Raw genomic sequence first — 21,400 nt, 5'->3', positions numbered from 1 at the left:
ATTATATGTTAATTAGCTTACGGCTGAGAAGATATGAACCCCACAAGCCCCATTATCTACTCCAGAAATACCTCCACCCGTTACATGTGTTAAACCATAACGCGGGTTGTTCACTTGACGTTTACCAGCCTGCCCCGTTAACTGCCAGAACATTTCTACAATTTGAGCCACACCTGTAGCTCCTAGGGGGTGTCCTCTGGAAATCAATCCCCCACTAGCATTTACAGCTACCTGTCCATCAATATAACTTTTACCATCTTTTATGAATTCCACGCCTTTTCCATGTTCACAAAAGCCCATTGCCTCATAATATAAAATTTCAGCAATCGTAAATGCATCATGTAATTCGACAAGATTTATATCCGATGGTTTTAATCCAGATTGATCGTAGGCTGTATGTACAGCACGATACGTAATCTCAGCCCAAGTTAAATCGCGGTAGCCTCCTTTAAATAATCCGGAAGTAATAACAGAAGCTTCTGTTTTAATCGAAACATCCGAGAATTCTTTTGCACGCTCGGTAGCACAAACAAGTACCGCTGCCGCACCATCACCGCTGTTAGCTGAACATTGTAATAATGTGAATGGATCTGCAATTAAACGAGACTCCATGACTTCCTCTAAAGTAACTGACTTTTGGAATTGCGCATACGGATTAAGGGCACCATTCGCACGATTTTTCACTGAAACTAAAGCAAGGTCTTCTGAGCTTGCATCAAAATCATACATATAACGTTTTGCACGCATCGCATAAACGCCTGGCATTACAATACCGTGATTTCCTTCAATTTCATTTGGCGGAATTGGAAGGGCACCACCACCAAGTGCTGTTAACTTTTCTACACCAACAACTAGTGCTACATCGTATAAACCACTTGCAATGGATTGGTAGGCTAGATGATAGGCTGTAGCTCCACTTGCACAAGCATTTTCAACATTATAGACAGGAATACCAGTCATACCTATTTCCTTTAAATAGCGTTGAGCCGGTAAAGGTCCACCAAGACTGAAAACATTTGAACCATATACAGCATCAATTTTCCTACGATCTACGTTCATATTTTTCAAGAGCCCAACGACCACATCTTGACCAAGCTCCTCCAGTGATTTTTCACTTTTTCCGAATTTGACCATATTTGCTCCAACTACTGATACACTACGCATATTAATCCTCCACCTACTTTACTTTAAATTTATAACTATATATTTCCGTTCCGTCTGCTTCCTTGCCAATTCTACCGAAAATCGTTTCCACTTTGCTTCCAAATTGAATATCTTCGCCTACAATTTGTCCACAAACTCGTACATTTCCGGGATAATCAATATATGCAATATTAAGTGGTGCATCAAAACGTTTACTTGTAACTGTTAAAGTGGTGAAAGAATAAACTTCTCCTTCTCCTTCTAATTCTTTAATTTCATTTTCTTGACTAAAACAATTCGGGCAAACCCCTTTTATCGGGAACCATTTACTGCCACACTCTTGACATTCACTTACTAATAGTTTTACTTCAGAGCCTTCGCGAACCATCCAGCCCTCACCGAAGACTTGTGCATGTTTAGTTTCCATACTATTTCCTCCAATCTCTTTTATAAAATTTTGAAACATTTTAATTTTTAAAAACTCAAGCTTAACATATGCGAATATCAATCACCTCTCTATAGTTTTCGGAATAATGCATTAATTATAAATTTTATACAAAATTTATAATTTTTTAATTATTCTGTTACAATTATTATAATTAAATCAAAAGCTTGCGTAAATATAATTTGAAAATTTATAATGTTTTGAAAAAATATAATTAGCAGATAATAAGCTACCAAAATAAGTGCCAGGCACTTGTTTTGGTAGCTTATTGAGTCTTAAAAAAAGCAAATGGCGCTGCCTTGTAGCCGGGTTTTCTACCCAAGCAGATTTTGTGTATAATCGATTCACTCTTGCAGTTAATGACATTTTTGTATCTTCAAAAAAGGCACTATCATCAGCTAAATCGATGACATCAAGCCCTCCTTCTACAGTCTCCCGCAGCGGCATTCGATAAACAATGTCATCTGTTAATAAATTTAACCAGTCCTTTAATTTCCGATGATCCAAAAGATAGGACTCTTGATAGAGGAAATTCGTAATCTCCAATTGGATTTCAGGCGTTATTTTGTTTATCAATTCGGAACTCATTTCGATTTCTCCTTTACAAACATGCCTTTCGAAATATAGTCTAGCCAATGCTCATGCATACTTCTGGCAATCGCATCAAGATAGGTTGTCGGATACGCAGTCCCAGGGCACGGAAAATTATCATCTGGCTCAACTAGTCCCAGTCCCATTAAATAGTTATTGACATTATTGTAATTCAACTCTTTATCCCGAATCATCAAGCCTTGACTTAGCTCAACAATCCGAGCCCAGTTTTCTGTATCATCCTGTTCAAGCGTGCCGGACGGTCCAAACGACGATAAATAGCCTTTATATGAAGCTGTCTTATATTCGAGTCATCTCTTCTGAAAAAATTGGATTCTTCCAAAAATCTGTCCGCACCATTCGGTATCTTGCCATCTTCAACCAAATCCTTTCTTCAAATAAAATTCCATTCATAGAAGATATATAGATTTATGAAGAAAACGGACAGGATGCTTTTTATAAATATGTGAATATTTAATGACAAACTCATTCTGTGGTACCTATCACTCCACTGTAAGCTACGGAAAACTTGATGTAAAATGAATTCAAATCCTACCTTAATCAACTTTTTTTCAAAAACAAAATAAACCTAAATTATTTACCATAAAGCCAAGATAAAACAAAAAGGCATGAGTTCGGGTCAATACCGATCTCATGCCAAGGTTGCAGCTATAAATGAAGCTACTCTAATAAGCTTTTACCCTTCCAATAATAAAGAATGTGAAAATAAAGCGCCAGGTACCATGCAGTAATTGGAAAGTGTCTAACGCTTATTTCGGTATCATACGAAGAGAACAAGTTGAGCAATAATACTTAAACATGAAAGAGGCTGCCATTTTGACAGCCTCCCCTCTATACTAATAATAACATTCCTCTAAATTCCCTCTAATCTGTAATTTAACAATTTCGATTAAGGAATCCACTAAAAAAACCCCGTGTTCTTGATAGTAGACCTCCTGGAATTTCACGATTAATTCCTTCCGCCAATTCTTACCAAAACCATTTAATTGGAGATAAACTGACTCGTTCTTATATCGGCAAACTAGCCCTTTTTCAATATTCCAACTGGATTCTAACGTACCTTCAGAATCTTGGAGGTTTTGTTCATTAAACAACTCTATAATTAAATCAGCAAAATATCCCATTAGCAGATCTTCATTAATCGTATGCAGGTCGGCGCGAATCCCCTGCTTTACAACATGTGTAGATGTCTGTGACTTCTCTTGTAACGTATGAATCTGAATTCTCCCCTCTCTGAAAATCAATCAAATAGATAAAATCGGACAAACGTTAGAGGAGATTGAATGAATCCATAGGTTAACCTCCTACTTCCACACTTGTGACACGTTCTTGCTCTTTATCCTGGTCAACCGCATCCGGCTTCACCTTTGGCATTTCTTTTATAAAAGATTCAAAATAATACAAGGCAAAAAATATCATCCCAAACGGAACCACAAGAAATACAATCCACATTGGTAGTCTTAACGAGGAATTAGAGGTAATTCCTGTATCAAGTAAGTGTTGGATATAGTTAAAACCGATATAAACCAAAAACCCTGCATAGAGAAAACCGATTAGATTATTAATGATAGATGTTGCTTTTTTCATTCGTTTTCCTAATTTCATAATAAATAAATCAACAAAAATGTGATTTCCTTCCTTACCGCTTTTTCCAAGCGTTAAAAAAATTGCCCAAACTAATGAAAACACGATTATTTCCTCAGATACAGAGAATGACTTTGAAAAAAACTGTCTGCTAATTGCTTCAACCAACATCCAACTACATGAGAAAATAAATAAAATAACAGCGATAGTGGTAACAATTTTATCTTCAATAAAATTTATTATTTTCAAATTTTTATATCCTCCTGAATATTAAGTTAGTTTCTTTAAGTACTTATAAGGAAAGAAACTCCTTCATCCCCCTGTGAACGTCGGATGAAGCTGGTGCTTTACTCGTATTTTTTCGTTAATTCAGTAAATTCCTTCAAAGCCTCTGGATAGCGTTTCTCGAATTTTTTATAGACCTCTTCTGTTGTCAATTTCCATTCATCTACACCACTTTCAGGAACATAATTAACTTTACCCCAGTCATCCGTTACCTTCTTGATATATTCTTTATCCAATTCCATTGATTCTTTCCATTGAGTCCCCGTGATTTCATTTATAGTATTTTGAATGATAGTTTGGAGATCTTTCGGAAGTCCTTCAAACCATACTTTATCCGTAGCAATAGAATAAGTGAATATCTGCATACCAGGTACAACTAGACCGTACTTTGCTGCAGACCCAACCACATCTTGCCATCCATCAGGTGAAGTGTTTACACCATCGATAACTCCTTGGGAAAGGGAAGTTGCTATTTCTGTTGCAGGCATTGAAACACCACTTCCTTTAAATGCCTCAATTGTGTCAGTCGCTACCTGCCCAGAGACTGTTCGAACTTTTAATCCAGATAAATCCTTTAAATTCTTTAATTCCTTATCTTTCGTTAGAATAATCCCTTCAGCTGTTCGCATTAATCCTAAAACTTTAATCCCTTTATTGTCTACAAATGAGTTTAGTAAGCCCGTTAAATCTGTTCTATATTCAGGGTTTTCCAAAATGGTTTTATCATTAAGTCCAAACGGCAAACTAACTATTCCATATTTTTCATTAAGTGATTCTAAGTGGGCACTTACTGGCCAAACCATCTGAACGGATCCCGTCCCTAAAGCTTGAATAGCCTCTCCATCTTTAAATAATTGCCCTCCAGAATATATTTGTACTTTTAATTGTCCATTACTTTTTTCTTCCACAATTTTTTTGAATTTTTCCATATATTTATGCTTAAAAAAGGTCTCAGGTAATTCGTGCGTCATAATAATTTTATAGGTCTTCTTTCCGTCTGCAGCACTGGATGCCTTGTCTTTTCCACAGCCTGCCAGTCCCATGAATAGGGCAATTACGATGACTAGCATCGTTGAGATTACCTTTTTACTAAGTTTCATAGTTTACCATCCCCTTATTATAAAAGATTTATAGGTATTAAATTATTACCAATCGTTAGTTGAACATATTACTACAGATTGAATAACAGTAAACTAATTTGCGGGATATAGGTGACTACTATTAATGAAATAAACAAGATTACATAGTATGGTCCCACACCTTTTGCAACTTCTTCAATTGGCATTTTCGCTAAACCACTCATCACAAATAGATTTAGTCCAACAGGAGGGGTTAAAGTTGCAATTTCAATATTCATCGTGATAATAACAGCAAAATGAATCGGATTTATTCCTAAAGCAATGGCAGCTGGGAATAGTATAGGTGCTACTAAAACAATTACCGTGATTCCATCCAAGAACATGCCAAGTATAAATAAGAGAACATTAACAAGAAGTAAGAACTGCCAAGGTTCAAGTCCCAAGTCCGTGATCATCGTAATTAATCCTGCCGTTAAGCCCAGGCTTTTTAACATAAACGCAGTTAAAGATCCACCGATTAAAATCAGATAAATCATGCCAGATTGCAAAAGTGATCCTCTGCTTACTTCCCAAAGATCTTTAACTCTGATGGCTCTGTAAATAAATACCGCTAGAACAGCTGAATAGAGCACAGCAACCGCAGATACCTCTGTCGGGGTAAAGAAACCAAGATAAATTCCACCCAAAATCAATACCGGCAGCAATAATACGCCAGAAGATGATTTTAATTGCTTTAATGGGACAACCTTTTTGATAGAAGCTAAACTAGATGTTGTCTCCCAGCCATTCTTTTTACAAAGCCAGTACGTAAGAGCCATTAACATGGCTGCCTGCATAAACCCTGGAACGATTCCAGCAGTGAAAAGATCAACGATTGGAATTCCCACCATACTACCGATGATTATAAAGCTGAGACTTGGTGGAATCAGCAGCCCAAGTGTTCCTCCCGTAGCTACAAGGCCAGCTATAAATCGTTTTGGATAACCTCTTTCACTCATTACTTCTACTAAGTTTTTTCCAATCGCTGCTGCTGAAGCAACGCTTGAACCGGATACAGCAGCAAAGAAAACGCTTACTAACATAGCCGCCATCGCGGTACCGCCGTGAATTTTACGCGTAATAAGATCAGTAAAATCCAATATTTTCTGCGCCAAGCTCCCCTTCATTATGATGTCACCAGATAAGATAAAGAATGGGATGGCAGCTAATGCATAACTATTAGAAGATTGAAAGGTTTGTTGAGCAATAATATCTAAACTTGTATCTTGGAAGAGTAATAAAATAATTAAAGCGCTCGCACCTAACGCCACACCAATATTGGTACCAATAATAAGTAAACCAAAAAGAATGATAACAAAAATTGTAATTTCCATAGATATCCCCTTTCAAATATGAATTCCATCAGCTAACTTCTGTAGTCTTCGTATCAAGCTTTAAAAATATGGTTAACCCTCCGATCAGCAGGACAGCTATTCCACATATGATCCACATGGTTTCAAATTGACCTGTTATATCGATAATCCACCCTGATAATGGAGTTCCGAATATCGCCCCTGCATATACCGTGGCTAACCCCACACCGCTTGCTAACCCAATTTGTTCCTTCTTGACCACCTCTGAAATCATTAACACGAACATGCCATTCCAGCCCTGTGTCGTAATTCCTAATAATAAAGAGAGGACAGCAATTAAAAAAACTGGAAAATCTGACGATATGACATCTAATAATAAAACCAAAGCACCTGAAATCAAACCTATGAGGGCGATAATCACTCCTCTATTCCGATTAAAGTATTGATCACTAATGACTCCCCAGCCAGCTCTCCCGATCGCTCCGCCAATTTGTAATAAAGCTAAACAAAACAAGGAAAAGGACAAAGTGACATGGATTGATTCATGTAAATAGAGAACTAAATAGGTCATTACACTTAATTGAACCCAGATAAAAATGGTAATAATCGCAATTATTTTCAATAATTTTTTGTTTCTAAAAATATTTTTCATGTTTTCGATGAAATTTGCTGGTTTATAATAAATCTCTCGTTCATCCAACACCTTAAAATGAAAGAGGCAGATACATACTAACAGGCTTGCAATGCTTAAGAGACTTGTTCGCCAACCCGCATAGTTAGCAATGACGGGAAGCAGCAAACTGCCCAAAGCACCTCCTAAGGATACGCCCATCTGTTTTAGTCCCATTGCTGTCCCCCGGTTATGTAAATCAAAGTTTTCCATAATACTTTTGTTTGTTCCTGGTGTAATCCCTCCATATCCGATTCCCAGTAAAAATAGGAGCACCAAGATAAAAAAGAAACTATTGGATACAGAAAATGCAAAGATCACAAATACAAGTAACAAACAGAAAGAAAATAGAGACTTTCTTGCGCCAAATTGATCGGTAATCAAGCCAGAAGGTATGGCAATAAGCGAAGAGCCAAGGAATACGGCAGAAGTCATCCAGCCAATTTGGGTATTGTTTAATGAAAACTCTTTAACCATCAGCGGGATTAAAGGGACATACCCGTAATAAGCAAGGGCCGTAATCATTTGGATGATTAAAAGCCAAAGTAGGTATTTATTCATAATCACGTATGAATGTGTACTTTTCACGTTTTCCAATTTCATTTTCTATCTTTTCACCTACCTTTAACTTGTTTTTTTATATACTTGCAATAACCATGCCAATTAATTGTTAATATTTTTATAATATACAAAAATTAGAATTTTCAATCTAATAATACAAGTACTTACCTTATGCACACTATGGTTTATTCTTTTTCAAAAAAATAATTAGTTCCAATTTACCCCGCCTAATATTGTTAATTAGAAGCACCGGTATCAGTGATTCATCTCAATACGTTTCACTATTCGTTTCACTGTTCCAAACAATGAAACATATTATTTGCCTATTGCTACAAGTATATTCGAGTATTTTTATAAAAAAGAAAAATCCCTGCCTATACTGGTTATAGGAGGGATTACCTAAAATCATTTTTATAAAAGTAACTACATATTAGCGTCAATATCGTATTGTTTTAGCTTCCTCCAGAGTGTGGTTCTGGACATACCGAGCTTCACAGCAGCTTGATATTTATTGCCCTTCGTTTCAAGGAGAACATTAATAATTTTGAGCTTTTCTAGCTCAGGCTGGGTGGCGTTTTCATCATATACAAGTTCATTTTTGTTCACAAAACCAGTAAATAATTGGTTTTTCTGTTCAAAGAATTCACTTAATATATCAGTAAATGATTTAATTAAATCAAATGTGGTATTGGAGATAGATTTAAGCGCACAAAATCTCTGCGCGAAATTTTCCATTTCCCGTACGTTTCCTGGCCAATTGTAAAGTAATAGACTATCTCTTGCCATATTAATTAAATAAGTTGCTTGGCTCGAATCCATTCCGTACTTAACTAGTAAATGATTAAGGATAAATGGAATATCCTCTTTTCTTTCCCTTACAGACGGGACATTGATTTGAAGGACATTTATTCGATAATATAAGTCCTCCCTAAATATTTTTTCCTTAATTAAATCAATGAGCGGTTTATTTGTAGCGGTGATCACTCGAACATCTAATGGAATTATGTTTCTGCCACCTAACCGAATGACTTCTTTTTCTTGAAGCACTCGCAGAAGTTTGGTTTGAATATCCAAAGGGAGCTCCCCTATTTCATCAAGAAAAATCGTGCCTTTTTGGGCCATCTCGAAATAACCAGGCTTTCCTCCTTTTCTTGCTCCCGTAAATGCGCCCTCCTCGTATCCAAATAACTCACTCTCTAGAATATTTTGCGGGATCGCTGAACAATTAACAGGAAGAAATGGCTGCGCCTTTCTACTACTATATTGATGAACACTGTGAGCAATTAGTTCTTTCCCTGTGCCTGATTCACCAAAAATCAATAATGGTGCATCTGTTTGAGCATACTGCTGTGATTTGATGATGACCTTTTTCATTTTTTGGGAGATATGAACAATATTCGTAAATTTATATTTAGAATTTAATGTATCATCCTTTATATTTTCACTACTAATTCGAGAATTAGCACCTTTTACGGCAAGTAGAAAGGAATTGCTACTTGCACTATTAATAATGGGTTCAATGAAAATTTGTTCTGTTTTATATGAAATATTGACAGGGTCCTTTAGATCTTCCTTTATTTCTATATTAATCAAGGTTTCGATTTGCTCACCAATTATCTCTAGCTTACTTTTTTTCTTTACGTATTTTAAACCATAAATATTAGTATCGATGATTCTATGATTTTGATCTAGTAAAAAAATGGGATTGCCAGCATGTTGCAAAATTACATCCTTGATTTTTCCGTAATTAACCATTTTACTTTTTGTCGTTGCTAATTGGTAAGCCTTAATAATTTCCAGCTTTAAAGAATCCTTGGAATAAATAAAAACATTATTGATCCCCTTCTTATCAGCAACCTCACAAACGGAACTTGTTCCAATCACAACATTAAAACCCATTTGAAAGTGTTCTGTCATTAACTGCTCTGCTTCAGATAAATTCGAAAAGGGAAGCCTTTTCAATTCAATATTTAAGATTTCTTCATACTTTTCTAGATTATAGCTCTCATCTAGGAAATACATCATCATAATTTTGTTTCCGAACTTTTTTGCTTGGACCAATCCTTTAACTAGGTCGGCTTCAGTGAAGTGTATAGGATAAAATGGAACAAGATATTTTAACTCATAATAATCCTTATTAATCATCTCAAGATGGGCACCACTCGTAATAACCAAATCATAGCGAGAAAACATTTCATGGTCGATTTTATGTAACTCCCCGAAGTTAACCTCTAATACTTCTAAACTTAGTGGTAAATTTAATAGTTCGATTACTTCGTAGTATAAATCAGAAAAATTTTTATGTGTAATAGCTAAGATTTTGGTTTGCAAAAACTATTCATCCTCCTCTTTTTTGCATATCATGGTACGAATTTTCCCTAGCAAATCTTTCGATACCCTAATAGTAACAAAAATTTATAATAATCTGAATAATTTGTTTCAAAAAAAGTTCCATATGTTTCAAATACTGTTAAAATTTTAAACAGTAAACAGTAGAATAGACCCTTTCCTTCTGTAACATGATGTAAAGATATTAGGAAAGGCCTACATGATTTGCATTTTAAAAAAATTGGCACAATTTTTGCATTACTATTATCGAAGTACAAATATAGGGAGGTGAATAAATTTGTGTAAATTAAAAATAGCAGGCTTACAAATTGGCAGTTATTCGGGAAGTTATGAAAAGAACTGGGCGATACTAACAAAAAAGACAGAAGAACTGATTTTGCATGAGAATCCATATTTAATCGCCTATTCAGAGCTAATGACCGCGCCATATTTTGCTGCGGTTCAAGATGAAAAATTTTTCAAGTATGCTGAAACGATGAATGGTCCAACAGTGAAAAAAACGACTGAAATGGCGGTTACATTTGGTGTTCATATTTTAGGGACCTTATTTGAAAAAGCCGAGGAAAATGGACAGTTAAACTATTATAACTCCGCCTTTATCTGTTCTCCAACGAGAGGATTAATCGGAAAGTATCGTAAGGTACATTTACCAAAGTTAGAGAGTCCTAGTCTATCTACCGATGAAAAATATTATTTTGAACAATTTGGAGGGGGCGGAAAAGAGTTTCCCGTGTTTACACTCGATAATGGAGTAAAGGTTGGTATCTTAATTTGTTTTGACCGATCATTTCCTGAAGCATGGAAGGCCGTTACCCTGCAAGGAGTGAATATGGTAATTGTTCCTACTGCAACCTTTGGGTTTAGAAAGGATTTGTATGTTCGAGAATTACAAATTCGCGCGATGGAAAACAATATTTTTGTCTTAGGGGTAAATAAAGCCGGAATGGAACAAATTCAAGAAGAAGCAAATGCCCGATATCACTTCGGTCATAGTTGTCTCATTGACCCTTTTGGTGAAATAATTACCCAAATTGGAGATGAGGCCTGGTCTTCACTTGTCGGTGAAATCCACCTTTCCGAAACAGCCAACAGCAAAGCAAGAATTGATTGGAATAAGGAAAGAAAGCCGGACATTTATCAAAAATATCTAAATAACTACTTAAAAGTATAAGGAGGTTTACGATGATTAGAGTTGGAGTAGATGTTGGAGGTACAAATACTGACTTAATTCTGACCGGTGTGGGACAGAAACATGTATATCACAAGGTTCCTTCTACCAAAGCCGATCAGTCGATCGGAATAATTCAAGGGGTAAAAGAAATTTGTGATAAAGCTGGTGTTCAGCCGAGCGATATCGATATGTTTTTACATGGAACAACGGTTGCAACAAATGCACTGATTGAGCACGAGGGTTCCAAGACAGGACTAATCACCACAGAAGGATTTAGAGATATCCTTCATATCGGCAGACATAGACGACCACATAATTTTTCCATCATGCAGGATATCCCCTTCCAGGTTAAACCACTGATCGAAAGAAAATATCGTAAGGTAGTAAAAGAGAGAATTATTCCTCCAGGAGAAGTTTTTATTCCACTGGATGAAAGCGATGTCATTCAAGTGATTCAAGAGCTTAAAGACGATGGTGTAAAGTCAATTGCTGTAGCATTCTTATTCTCATTTCTAAATCCACAACATGAAAAACGTGTAGGGGAACTGATTGCTGAGTATTATCCTGAGGCTGAGGTCTCCCTATCTCACGAGGTTATATCACAATACCGCGAGTTTGAGCGTTTTACAACGACCGCCATCAACGCGTTTACTAAGCCGAAAATGAGATCCTATATGAAATCATTAGAAAAAGGCTTAAAGGAGATTGGCTGTGGGGCGGAAATCTTAATTATGCAATCAAATGGCGGTATTAGCGGTATTGAAGGTGTCTCTGCAAAACCGGTATCTACCTTAATGTCAGGACCGGCGGCTGGGGTAATTGGCACCCAATTTATTGGGAATCTCCATAACCACACAAAATTAATCGGGCTAGATATCGGTGGAACGTCAGCAGATATCACTGTGATTCCAGAGCAGTTGCTAGAAATTGATTTCCAAAACTGTCAAATCGCTGGATATCCGGTTTTATTCCCTCAACTTGATGTTATTTCGATTGGGGCTGGAGGCGGAAGTATCTCTTGGGCAGATAGCGGCGGCGGTTTTAACGTCGGTCCTCGCAGTGCTGGTGCCGAACCTGGACCAGCTTGCTATAATCGCGGTGGTACAGAAGCTACAGTCACAGATGCAAATGTGGTGCTCGGCAGAATCGATCCTAACAATTTCCTTGGCGGCAGAATTAAGCTTCAAAAAGAACTGTCGGAAAAAGCAATGGGAAGTTCGATCTGTGAACCATTCAATATGGACTTAAACGAAGCCGCCCTGTCAACTCTTGAAATCATGAATGCCAACATGGTAAAGGCGATACGTCTCCACTCAATTCAAAGAGGATACGACCCACGTGAGTTTGCTTTAGTAGCCTTCGGCGGTGCAGGTCCACTTCATAGTTGTGATGTGGCCGATGCGCTTGATATCCCCACGATTCTTGTTCCTCCTGCACCAGGGATAACTTCAGCAATGGGTCTTTTATCGACCGACTTAAAGTTTGATTATATCCGAACCATTGGCGTTTTGCTTGATTCGGCAGAAGAATCAAGAATCAGCCAATATTACCGTGAAATGATTATGGAAGCGGAACAGCAAATTCAAAAAGACAGCCAGCAAGGCAAGGAAAAGCGGGAAACCATTACCATTCAACAAATAGATTGCCGCTATGCCGGACAAGGGTATGAATTGTCGATTGAATTTAATGGTTTTACTGACAATTGGCGCTCAGAAATTCAAAGGAAATTTGATGAGGCGCATAATGAAACATATGGATTTGCCTTTGAAGGAAATCCAATCGAGATTATTAATCTTCGCGTGCAAACTGTAGGGGTGATGCCAGACTTAGACGTTTCAAATGTCGATGAATTATCGGACCAATCCGTTGTCGCTTCCAAGATCACTAGAGCGGTATTTGGAACACCGAAGAATTATCAGGAATATGAAGTATCTCAATTTGAACGGGCGGACCTTCCTAAAGGATATATTTTAGAAGGACCGGCCATCATTAACACACTAGATAGCACAGTGGTAATTAAACCTAACTGGCAGGGTGAAGTATTATATGATTCTACGATTAAGTTAACTAGAAAAGGAGTGAATTCATAAGATGAGCAAAGTTCTAGATCCAGTATTATTGCAGATTATTGGCGGTGAGCTAGATAGTATTGCAAAAGAAATGGCCTATAAATTGGTGCGCAGCTCCTATTCTGTTATCATTCGTGAGTCTGAAGATATGGGGTGTGCCATTCTCAATCTCGACGGAGAAGAAATTGCGGAATCCGATAACACTCCGTTCCACGTTGGCTCATTAGTCGCCTATACCCGCGGTGCTTTAAAAACGTTAAAAGAACGGGGCGTTGAGCTGCAGCCTGGTGATGTATTAATTCATAATCATCCGTATTTAGGTGCGAGCCACTCACTAGATTTAGGTGTCATTGCCCCTATCTTTTATAACGATGAGCTCGTAGGTTTTTCAGGAAACACGGCCCATGCACTTGATATCGGGGGTGCACAGCCGGGCGGCTCGATGGATCTTTTTGATATGTTCAGTGAAGGACGAATTTTCAATGCTAATTTTCTCTATAAATCCGGTGTCAAATGTGATGATATGTGGCACTTTATTGAAGGGAACACACGCGCCCCTAGAGAAGTAGTTGGCGACTTAAAATGCCAGGTCGCAGCGGCTCAATACGGAGTGAAGCGCTATACACAATTAATCGATAAATACGGCATCGAAACGGTTAAACTCTATTCTGAAGAGCTGATTAATTACTCTGAGAGAATGCTTCGTGCCGAAATTGAAAAAATTCCAGACGGAGAATATTACGCGGCGGGATATTTAGATGATGATGGCATCCATCGCGACCAACCAGAAAAAATCGGCGTGAAGGTCATTGTGGAGGGTAGTAATATAACAGTCGATTTATCTGAAGCTCCGCCACAGCGTCCAAATGCGCTAAACACCCCATTTGAAGGAAGTACGTGTGTTGCGGTATACAGCTTATTTAGATCCTTATTACTGGACACATATTTAACCGATAAATATATACCGGCTAACTCGGGCGGATTCCGTCCGATTGAGGTTGTTGCACCAGAAGGAACTATTTTTAATCCTAAATTTCCTGTTGCTACACAAATTCGCTTCTGCCCTGCTAACCGCGTGGCCGACCTGATTCTTCAGGCCTTAGCTCCTGTTATGCCAGATCGGGCTACGGCAGGAAACAGTGCACAATTAAATGGAATGTATATGAGTGGAACCTATGACAATGGTGACTATTGGATTACCATTGAGGTAGATGAAGGATCGTATGGAGGAAGACCTGGCAAGGACGGCATGGATGCGGTTGATTGCTTATCAGCAAACATTAAAAACCAGCCTATTGAAGAGCTTGAGCTTCACCTTCCATTCCGTTTCTATCGCTACGAATTAATTGAAGAGAAATTTGGAGCAGGAAAATACCGCGGCGGTACGAGTGCTGTTCGTGAGTATGAATTCTTGACACCTTCGGTAATTACCACCGAATCGGAACGGCATAGTGAGATTGACCCGCCGCCAGGCGTACATGGCGGGAAGCCTGGATCACCTGGTGCCTTTTATAAAGTCCATTCTAATGGCGAAAAAGAAAAGTTATACTCCAAGAATAATGCTGCTACCTTTGATAAAGGCGACCGCCTCTTAATTTATGGGGTAACAAGCGGCGGATATGGCAATCCAATGGAACGGGATGTGAATAAGGTACTTAATGATTATCTAGATGGGCTAATTAGCTTGGAGCAGGCACGCGAAGATTACGGTGTCGTGATTAAAGGCAAAAAGATTGATATCGAAGAAACGAAAAAAACCCGCCCTATTTCAGCTCCTGTAGAAGTAACAAAATAAAAGATAAAGCGTCGGTACTACAGCTATTTGCTGAAGTACCGACGCTTTTTAATTCTTTACTTATTTTGCAGCAATTAACCGTTTCGCTAGTAAATATACAGGCCGATCGATTAACTTCCCTTCTAAGTCCAAAGCCCCCGAATGGCTGGCAGATTCAAAGACATCAATCACCTTTCTGCTCCATTCAATTTGTTTTTCAGTCGGTGTATATACTTCCTTGACCCAATCAATTTGCTTCGGGTGAATCACCATTTTTCCATAAAAGCCAAGCTGCTTCCCTTTTTTCGTATCAGAAATAAAACTTTCCTTATTATTTATGACTGGGAAGACGGCATCAATGGGTGGAGCAGCCCCTAATGCTCTTGACGATAATGCTAGTTTAGACATGGCATAAGCGCGCTCTATCCCCTCCTCTGACCAATCCACCCCGATATCTAAGGCAAAATCAACAGAACCGAAGGCGACCTTCTGGACAGACTGGTGACTGTTTAATACTGCTTCCACATTCATCACCCCTGCTGCTGACTCTATTAACGGAATAATCTCTAACTCTCTCCCTAATAGCTCCGCGGCGAGCGTGATTGAGGCTTTGTCCTCACTCTTTGGAATCATAATTCCAGCTAACCTTTTCAGTTCCTTGACCATTTGTAGATCATCAAAAAACCATGGCGTCTTATGCGAATTGATACGGACGTAAAGCTTAGCTTTATTCGTAATTAATTCTTCCGCGTTTAAAATCTCGTATACCAGTTTTCTAGCTATATTTTTTTCTTCAGCGGGTACGGCATCTTCAAGATCAATAATTACCGCGTCCGCTTCGATATTTAGCCCCTTTTGGATCTTTCTCCCACTATTTCCTGGAGCAAATAAATAAACCTCTCCCACTCTTCTCATCTCCTAAAACAGAAGGAGTAGAGACATATGTTCTACTCCTTCTTTATATTAAATAATTCCAGAATTTTTTAACTGCTCAATATATTCAGAGTCATAGCCAAGTAATTCACCATAAATTTCTTCATTATGCTGACCTAAACTTGGCCCCGCCTGAAACTCTTGTTTATCATTTGATAGTTTAATAGGTGTTCCCAACATCTTCACTGGACCAAACGTTGGCGTCTCAACTTCAACAATCATATGCCGTTCCTCAACCAAAGGCTGCTTCAGTGCTTCCTCTACTGTATTCACAGGGGCGATTGGCACCTTTCCCTTTAATTTTTCGAGCCAGTACTCGGTGGGTTGTTGTTGGAAAAGAGAAACCAGCTTTTCTAGTAACTCTTCCTTGTTATTAAAACGAGCTTGGAAGTTTTTATACCGCTCATCACTTGCCAACTCTGGGACTTCTAAACCTTCGCAGAGGATTGGGAAAAACTTCTCTTTATTGCACATGACAACCACATAACCATCCTTTGTTGGGAACTGTTGGGACGGCACAAGGGTTGGATGGGCAGAATTGGCGGTCCGAACAGGCTCGTAACCTTTATTTAAATGCCAGATTGCCAGATAGTTTAACACAGATATCGAGGTATCAAATAAACTAACATCAACATCGGCTCCCACCCCTTGATTTTGAGCTTGATAGATTCCGATCATTAATCCTAACGCAGCCATCATCCCCGTAGAAAAGTCAATAATCGATAACCCATATTTAGATGGCGGTCCGCCTGGCTCACCTGTCAGGCTCATATGTCCATTCATCGCTTGGAGCAAATAATCATAAGCAGGTTCCTTCGCCATTGAACCCGTGGTACCGAATCCGGATAAAGAACAGGTGACAATTTTCGGATTTATGTGTTTAAGATTTTCATAATTAATTTTCAGCTTTTCAGGGACATCACCGCGCAGATTATTGAATACTGCATCTGATTTTTTAACAAGTTCCTCAAACATTCTTCTTCCCTCTGCTGATTTCAAATTCAGAGAGATACTCTTTTTATTACGATTAAGTGATTGGAAAAATAAACTGTCATCATTCTCAGAAAATGGAATGACATAGCGTGAAACATCACCTTTTGTACCAGGATCCTCAATCTTAATCACTTCCGCACCTAAATCGGCCAGGTGAAGTGTGGCGTAAGGTCCAGCCCCGTACTGATCAACAGCAATAATTCTCATTCCTTCAAGTGGTCTCATCATTTTCCCTCCTTTAAAGGACTTTATGAATTATTCCTATGTGTATGTGGACGAGGTGCATATTCTCGTTTAGGAACTAATAGTTTCCGTTTATAGCTCATTACATCGTCACCATGTTGATTACTAACTCGCGTTTCAACATAGACGATACCACGGTCATTTTTACTTGTCTCCCACTTATCTAGAATGTTCGTTCTAGCATAAAGAGTATCTCCATGGAATGTTGGTTTTAAATGTTTAATATTTTCATATTCAAGCATGGCAATTGCTGCACCACTAATATCGTTAACTGTCATTCCAACCGCAATCGAAAAAACCAGCGTGCCATTTACTAAATTTTGTTTAAATTGTGTTTGCGATGCGTAATGGGCATCGATGTGAAGCGGATGCTGATTAAGCGCAAGTAAACTAAACATCATATCGTCCGCTTCAGTAATCGTTCTTCCAGGCCAGTGCATAATCACGTCTTCTACATTAAAATCCTCGTATACTCTTCCAAACGGTGTATGAATTTCTGCCATAAATTTATATCCTCCTCAAATTAAATAAAAAAATTAAATTTTATATTTTTGAACTAATCCTTTACTAATGATGATCCTCTGCATTTCATTTGTTCCCTCGCCAATCAGCATGAGCGGTGCATCGCGGTAATATCTTTCAATATTAAATTCTTTTGTATAACCATAGCCGCCGTGAATTCTCATTGCTTCACCCGCAAGTTCATATCCAACTTCGGTTGCGAATAATTTGGCCATTCCTGCTTCTAAATCACAACGTTCGCCATTTTGAAGCTTAGTGGCAGCATTTAAAGTTAATAAGCGTGCTGCTTCAAGCTTCGTTCCCATCTCACCCAGCTTTAATTGAATCGCCTGATGCTCACAAATTGGAACACCAAATGTTTTACGTTCCTGAGCATATTTAATCGAATCTTCGAAGGAGGCACGAGCTAAACCAACCCCGCGCGCTGCCACATTAACACGACCTAACTCAAGGCCGCCAAGTACCTGTTTAAAACCTTTTCCTTCTTCACCGCCGATTAACTGATCAGCTGGGACGCGGAAATTTTCAAACGTGATTTCACATGTTTTTACTCCTTTGTAGCCCAACTTATCAATATCACGCTGGACTTCAAATCCTTCGCCGCCTTTTTGGATTAAAAACAAGCTAATTCCTTTATAGCGAGGCTGAACTTTTGAATCAGTTTTAGCAGCTAAAATAAATGTATTTCCATAACGAGCATTTGTGATCCACATCTTACTTCCGTTTACAATATAGTGCTCACCGATATTTTCAGCCTTAGTTGACATGTTCTGAACGTCTGTACCTGCCTCTGCTTCCGAAAGCGCTAAGCCGCCACGCCACTCACCCGTAGCAAACTTGGGAAGGAATTTGCGTTTTTGTTCTTCTGTTGCATATTTTTCAACGATATAAGCCATGATTAGATGACTGTTTAAGATCCCTGCAACACTCATCCAATTACGAGTAATTTCTTCAATCACCAGCGCGTAGGTGACAAAGTCAACGCCAAAACCTCCGTAATCCTCCGAAATGGTTAATCCAAAGAAACCCAATTCTTTCATTTTTTCAACAATTTCATGGGGATATTCATCAGCGTGGTCCAACTTGCTTGCCACAGGGGCAATTTCTTTTTTACAAAAATCTTTCACAAGATCAAGTACTTGTTGTTTATCTGGAGCTAGGGTAAATAAACTCATGCATAAATTCCTCCTCTTAATAAAACAGATAACGTGCTGACTTTCGCTAATTCTTCAATCGTACGGACACCCTTGACTAAATTTTTTTGTTGATTTTCATCAAAAACAGGAGCAGTAACATAATTGAATTTTGTTATCATTTCATCCCAAGATAATGGATTTTCCGGGTCTCCTTTAGGAAAATCAATTCTAGCGGAGAATGAACCCTTAGTTGTTTCAATCTCGACTCGAGCAGGCCATTTTGTAGGGAATTCCTTCTCTAAATCTTCACCTCTGAAGCAATACACTTTATTCATCATTTCTTTTACTTCTGGCAGGGTGACCACTTTATCATCATATTGTTCTAGTAAAGTTTTTCTGTAGAGGACAGCTGCCGCTGCACCAAAGTGCATACTAAATTGTGCATCAACGGAAGATTGAGGATTCCGCTTCTCATCTTCTGGCAATGCTACAATCGGAAGTCCTGTTTGAACAATATAAACATTGATTCTATTAATATCAGCTGCTTTTAAATCATGTGTATGAACAATATCGAGTACTAAATCTAGCGGACCTTGCTTATAACGACAGCAGGCATGTGGCTTAATACTTGTTTTTAAGATAAAGTTATCCTCATTTGAATAAACCGCTTTCAAGGAATTAGGATCAAAATCATTGGAGTATGCCCTTGCAAATCCCTTATCTCCCTCAATTATTGAATTAGGGCCTGAAAAGCCAGCTTTGGCGAGTTCTGCTGCAATAATCCCATTGTGAGCGGCCCAACCTGGATGAAGTCGTTTTGTCCAGGAGCCGGTATTTAAAAATTCCATCGATGCGGCCGCTTGGCTGCCAACGATCCCTAAAGCATTGACGGTTTGTTCAACTGTCAGTCCCATCAGTTTGCTAGCTGTTGCTGCTGCAGCAAATGCACCAACTACGCCTGTCGGATGGAATCCACGTGCATAAACACTTGTTGGATTAAGCGCTTTCCCAAGCTGCCCCATGACTTCGTAACCAATAACCGCGGCAGTAATTAAATCTTTCCCTGACTTCCCATAAGCATCGGAAAGTGCAAAAGCCGTCGGAAAAACAGCAACAGCTGGGTGCAAAGAAGCTTCATTAATTACATCATCAAGCTCTAAGCTATGTGAGGCAGCCCCATTTGCCAGCGCTGCATATTGTGGTAATGGACTTAATTCCTCGGCCCCAATGACTACCCCGTTTCCTTGTCCCCCGTGCGAACGAATGAAGTCATGGATCGGTTGACTGGATTCGAAGTGGTTCCCTCGTGCTGCTAAACCGACAAAGTCTAATGTTAAATATTTCGTTCTGTCGATAACCTCTTGACTTAAATCATTAAATTGTAGTCCATGAATCATGTTTGCTAAAGATTCAGCGATTTTCATTTTCTTCCTCCTCGTAATCAAAATGTTAAAATACTGTGCTTACTTCTTATTAAGCAAGTTCCATGCCAACTTAATTAACTATCACGGAATAGTTCTAATTGTTGTCTTAGATCTTTTGAAATATAGGAATTTCCTTAATTTATTTTCCGAATTTTATCTGATGGTTGATTACTTAATCTGCTTCCTAGACAAAAAACGTTTCATTTGTTTCATTTTCTAAAGTTGATGAAACATTTAATTAAACGTACCCTGCGACCATTGATTGATATTGTAAACAAGAGGGTTTCCCGCTGGAAAATGTTTTAAAGTGCAAGCTGCTTTTTAGAGATTGCCAAAAATAAAAGCCGCTTAAAAAATAAGCGACTTTCACAGCTGTTGTGTTCTATGGATGCTCTCATTTGGAATAATAGAATTTAAGTAAAATGGTTGATAATCTGACTGTTAGATAGAATATCGCCATACCGATTATTAATATCAAACAAATTTGCGCGATGAGGCTCTATTCCTTGGTCACCCACGCATTCTTCCGCAATAATCGTACGAAATCCATAGGAAAACGAATCAATTGCTGTAGCTCTGATACACCCACTTGTAGTGCACCCAGCTATAATCAACGTATCAATACGACTGCTAATTAAGATATTGGTTAGATCTGTGTTAAAAAACGCAGATGGCATCTTTTTTGTGATGACAATATCTTCGGGTTTTACTTCTAATGCATCATCTATTTCTACCCATTTAGATCCAAGTGTAACATTTGCCAGGGTACTAACCTTTAAGGGCCATAGCCCCATATCTTTTTGATCTTCACGATAACCGACTACTGTATGAATGATAGGAAGCTCTTCCTGCCTGGCAAGTGTTATTAACTCTTTTGTTTTAGTAACGGCTGCTGTTATTAATGGACTTCCCCCTATTAGAGATTCTTCACTGGTAAATGCTTTCTGGAAATCAACAATTAGAATGGCAGGCCGTTCTCCTATACCCACATTCCCATGACCATACCCTGCTTTTTGGTAAGCATTATTTGGCTGTGATGAAGACATGCTTTCTAC

19 protein-coding genes are annotated in these 21,400 nt (G+C 38.4%); 3 read left to right on the top strand and 16 right to left on the bottom strand.

Annotated elements, in window-relative coordinates:
- Positions 1 to 12: 12 nt before the first annotated feature.
- The 10 genes from AC3ANL_RS12000 to AC3ANL_RS11955 form a co-directional block, all read right to left on the bottom strand.
- Positions 13 to 1,164, bottom strand: coding sequence for a thiolase family protein (locus AC3ANL_RS12000; RefSeq protein ID WP_488329431.1), 1,152 nt, complete (start codon positions 1,162 to 1,164; stop codon positions 13 to 15).
- Between the two features lie 13 nt (positions 1,165 to 1,177).
- Positions 1,178 to 1,570 carry a Zn-ribbon domain-containing OB-fold protein gene (locus AC3ANL_RS11995; protein WP_488329430.1) on the bottom strand — a complete coding sequence of 131 codons (393 nt, stop codon included), beginning with the start codon at positions 1,568 to 1,570 and terminating at the stop codon, positions 1,178 to 1,180.
- A gap of 177 nt (positions 1,571 to 1,747) precedes the next feature.
- Positions 1,748 to 2,176: an aromatic-ring-hydroxylating dioxygenase subunit beta gene (locus tag AC3ANL_RS11990; protein ID WP_488329429.1), complete on the bottom strand. Its 429-nt coding sequence runs from the start codon at positions 2,174 to 2,176 to the stop codon at positions 1,748 to 1,750.
- Positions 2,173 to 2,355: a hypothetical protein gene (locus AC3ANL_RS11985; protein WP_488329428.1), complete on the bottom strand. Its 183-nt coding sequence runs from the start codon at positions 2,353 to 2,355 to the stop codon at positions 2,173 to 2,175. Before AC3ANL_RS11985 ends, AC3ANL_RS11990 begins: the two co-directional genes overlap by 4 nt.
- A 681-nt stretch (positions 2,356 to 3,036) precedes the next feature.
- Positions 3,037 to 3,324, bottom strand: a complete 288-nt coding sequence (locus AC3ANL_RS11980; RefSeq protein WP_488329427.1) for a hypothetical protein — start codon at positions 3,322 to 3,324, stop codon at positions 3,037 to 3,039.
- Between the two features lie 172 nt (positions 3,325 to 3,496).
- Entirely contained in the window at positions 3,497 to 4,033 is a 537-nt protein-coding gene (locus AC3ANL_RS11975) for a TRAP transporter small permease (RefSeq protein ID WP_488329426.1), read from the bottom strand.
- Between the two features lie 98 nt (positions 4,034 to 4,131).
- On the bottom strand, positions 4,132 to 5,169 hold the full coding sequence (locus AC3ANL_RS11970) for a TRAP transporter substrate-binding protein (protein WP_488329425.1): 1,038 nt from the start codon (positions 5,167 to 5,169) through the stop codon (positions 4,132 to 4,134).
- A gap of 71 nt (positions 5,170 to 5,240) precedes the next feature.
- Positions 5,241 to 6,521, bottom strand: a complete 1,281-nt coding sequence (locus tag AC3ANL_RS11965) for a TRAP transporter large permease (protein ID WP_488329424.1) — start codon at positions 6,519 to 6,521, stop codon at positions 5,241 to 5,243.
- 28 nt (positions 6,522 to 6,549) lie between these two features.
- Positions 6,550 to 7,773, bottom strand: a complete 1,224-nt coding sequence (locus AC3ANL_RS11960; RefSeq protein ID WP_488329423.1) for an MFS transporter — start codon at positions 7,771 to 7,773, stop codon at positions 6,550 to 6,552.
- A gap of 381 nt (positions 7,774 to 8,154) precedes the next feature.
- Positions 8,155 to 10,062 (bottom strand): sigma 54-interacting transcriptional regulator, encoded by a 1,908-nt coding sequence (locus tag AC3ANL_RS11955; protein WP_488329422.1) that lies wholly within the window; start codon positions 10,060 to 10,062, stop codon positions 8,155 to 8,157.
- Between the two features lie 295 nt (positions 10,063 to 10,357).
- Here AC3ANL_RS11955 and AC3ANL_RS11950 point away from each other — a divergent pair, with 295 nt between their 5' ends.
- Genes AC3ANL_RS11950 through AC3ANL_RS11940 form a run of 3 tightly spaced genes read left to right on the top strand, consistent with a single transcriptional unit; the run spans position 10,358 to position 15,115 of the window.
- Positions 10,358 to 11,251: a carbon-nitrogen hydrolase family protein gene (locus AC3ANL_RS11950; RefSeq protein WP_488329421.1), complete on the top strand. Its 894-nt coding sequence runs from the start codon at positions 10,358 to 10,360 to the stop codon at positions 11,249 to 11,251.
- An 11-nt stretch (positions 11,252 to 11,262) separates the two neighbouring features.
- Positions 11,263 to 13,341, top strand: coding sequence for a hydantoinase/oxoprolinase family protein (locus tag AC3ANL_RS11945; RefSeq protein ID WP_488329420.1), 2,079 nt, complete (start codon positions 11,263 to 11,265; stop codon positions 13,339 to 13,341).
- Position 13,342: 1 nt separating this feature from the next.
- The gene (locus AC3ANL_RS11940) at positions 13,343 to 15,115 is read left to right on the top strand and encodes a hydantoinase B/oxoprolinase family protein (protein ID WP_488329419.1); all 1,773 of its coding nucleotides are present in this window, start codon (positions 13,343 to 13,345) and stop codon (positions 15,113 to 15,115) included.
- 60 nt (positions 15,116 to 15,175) lie between these two features.
- Here AC3ANL_RS11940 and AC3ANL_RS11935 read toward each other — a convergent pair whose 3' ends face one another.
- The 6 genes from AC3ANL_RS11935 to AC3ANL_RS11910 form a co-directional block, all read right to left on the bottom strand.
- Positions 15,176 to 16,000, bottom strand: coding sequence for an HpcH/HpaI aldolase/citrate lyase family protein (locus tag AC3ANL_RS11935; protein WP_488329418.1), 825 nt, complete (start codon positions 15,998 to 16,000; stop codon positions 15,176 to 15,178).
- Positions 16,001 to 16,057: 57 nt separating this feature from the next.
- Positions 16,058 to 17,248, bottom strand: a complete 1,191-nt coding sequence (locus tag AC3ANL_RS11930) for a CaiB/BaiF CoA transferase family protein (RefSeq protein WP_488329417.1) — start codon at positions 17,246 to 17,248, stop codon at positions 16,058 to 16,060.
- Between the two features lie 20 nt (positions 17,249 to 17,268).
- A complete protein-coding gene (locus AC3ANL_RS11925; RefSeq protein ID WP_488329416.1) occupies positions 17,269 to 17,766 on the bottom strand; it encodes a MaoC family dehydratase in 498 nt (165 codons plus the stop codon).
- 33 nt (positions 17,767 to 17,799) lie between these two features.
- Positions 17,800 to 18,960 (bottom strand): acyl-CoA dehydrogenase family protein, encoded by a 1,161-nt coding sequence (locus tag AC3ANL_RS11920; RefSeq protein ID WP_488329415.1) that lies wholly within the window; start codon positions 18,958 to 18,960, stop codon positions 17,800 to 17,802.
- Positions 18,957 to 20,345: an MmgE/PrpD family protein gene (locus AC3ANL_RS11915; RefSeq protein ID WP_488329414.1), complete on the bottom strand. Its 1,389-nt coding sequence runs from the start codon at positions 20,343 to 20,345 to the stop codon at positions 18,957 to 18,959. The genes AC3ANL_RS11920 and AC3ANL_RS11915 overlap by 4 nt, the downstream gene beginning before the upstream one ends.
- 413 nt (positions 20,346 to 20,758) lie before the next feature.
- Entirely contained in the window at positions 20,759 to 21,391 is a 633-nt protein-coding gene (locus AC3ANL_RS11910) for an isochorismatase family protein (protein ID WP_488329413.1), read from the bottom strand.
- Positions 21,392 to 21,400 lie beyond the last annotated feature (9 nt).

This window comes from Neobacillus sp. DHD-1R, assembly GCF_057747995.1.
This window is presented reverse-complemented; position numbering and strand designations above follow the sequence as displayed.